This window comes from Buchnera aphidicola (Anoecia corni), assembly GCF_964056675.1.
Taxonomy (GTDB): domain Bacteria; phylum Pseudomonadota; class Gammaproteobacteria; order Enterobacterales; family Enterobacteriaceae; genus Buchnera_E; species Buchnera_E aphidicola_B.
This window is the reverse complement of the sequence record NZ_OZ075153.1, coordinates 1-1,512: the sequence shown is the minus strand read 5'-3', so window position 1 is coordinate 1,512 and position 1,512 is coordinate 1. Positions and strand designations below refer to the sequence as shown.

Sequence of the window (1,512 nt, the reverse complement as noted above, 5' to 3'; positions counted from 1 at the left end):
AAAAAAAAAATATAGAACTTATTGATCATTAAAGAATAATTTTTTTAAAAAAAAATACTCTATATTCACTTGTTTTTTAAGTCCAGAAAATCCCATAACTGTTAATTCTATAACAGAATATCTGGAAATTAAATTTCTAAGAATTTTTTGTTTTGCTTCTACTTCATTTAAGGAAACCAATTTTTTAGCTCTATTCACTTTTAATTTCAAATTGTGTTGATCTAATCTATATTTTATCATGTTCCGAATCTGTTGATCTTTACATCTCTGACAAGCTTCATCTAGAGTAATAGGTTTACTCCCTTTTTCAATTAAACCTTTATTTATCCATCCTAATCTTTGATATCTTGCATTTTCTAATCTTTCCATTTTAATATCTAAAATTAAAAAAAAAAGTGGAGTTAACGTTATCAATTTAGGCATGTAATGTCCTAATACCCTATCCCATTTTTTTTCACATTTTATTAATCCAATAGGTTCCATAAAATCAGTAATTAATCTAGATGCCCGAGTAATCGATTTATTTCCAGCTGAAGAGATGGTAGATAACCTACATTCATCCGATAATTGCTCTATAGAGGCCTGTACAAGCTTAGAAAGCATGTTGTAATGATACAACATAGCTTGAACAATTACTCGCATAGCTAAAGCTCTGTGAGAGTTTAATTTTCTTTTTCTGATAAACCTGTTTTTTTCAGAAAAATTTCTTGTTGCTACAATAAAATAATCTAATCCCGTTCTTGAAAAATCTATATTTTTTGCTTTATTAATAGCATACTGAATAAAAGATGGGCGAGCTTTATCATTTTTAGGAGGATAAAAGTAAGGAACAGAATTAGAAACATAAATTTTTCTTTTTAATTTCATTTTAGTTTAACCTTTAGTTTTTTTTTTCTCATTTTATCTATTGAAACCATTACAAATGCTGAAACAACAAAAGTTAAGTGAATTAAAATAGACCACATAATTTTATTATCTAATATGTATTCAGCTTCAACAAAAATTTTTAGTAAATGAACGGAAGAAATAGCTACTATGGATGATGCTACTTTTATTTTTATTGAATTTACGTCCATAGTATCCATCCAACCTAATTTTATATCTTTTTTAATTTTCATTTTAGATATAAAATTTTCATACCCTGAAAACATTACCATTACTAGTAATCCACCGACTAAAGAAATGTCTATCAACGAAAGAATAATTAATACTAAATCGGATTCGGATATATAAAAAATTTTTGGAATTACATAAAATATTTGTCCAAAAAATTTTATTGTTAACAATATAAATCCAATTGCTAAACCCATGTATACAGGTAACATTAACCAACGTGAAAAATATATAAATTTTTCTATTAATTTTTCCATTAAGATAAGATCCGTTTTTTCACAGTTTTATAAATGAAAAATTTCTAATGTTTATATTTCTTTTTAAAAGATTTAATAAATGTTATTTTGCATTTATTTTTAATTATCAAGCTTTTAATATATCATAACCACATGCATAAAT

2 protein-coding genes are annotated in these 1,512 nt (G+C 24.9%); both read right to left on the bottom strand.

Annotation, left to right across the window (positions count from 1 at the left end; translation table 11 throughout):
- Positions 1-18: 18 nt before the first annotated feature.
- Positions 19-867: a plasmid replication initiator RepA gene (gene repA / locus AB4W63_RS02455; RefSeq protein WP_367681217.1), complete on the bottom strand. Its 849-nt coding sequence runs from the start codon at positions 865-867 to the stop codon at positions 19-21.
- A complete protein-coding gene (locus tag AB4W63_RS02450; protein ID WP_367681216.1) occupies positions 864-1,370 on the bottom strand; it encodes a TIGR00645 family protein in 507 nt (168 codons plus the stop codon). The genes repA and AB4W63_RS02450 overlap by 4 nt, the downstream gene beginning before the upstream one ends.
- Between the last annotated feature and the right edge of the window lie 142 nt (positions 1,371-1,512).

What these genes read in the sequence shown, in the direction of transcription:
- repA (WP_367681217.1), bottom strand. Translation starts at nt 867, where the DNA reads ATGAAATTAAAAAGAAAAATTTATGTTTCTAATTCTGTTCCTTACTTT.
- AB4W63_RS02450 (WP_367681216.1), bottom strand. Translation starts at nt 1,370, where the DNA reads ATGGAAAAATTAATAGAAAAATTTATATATTTTTCACGTTGGTTAATG.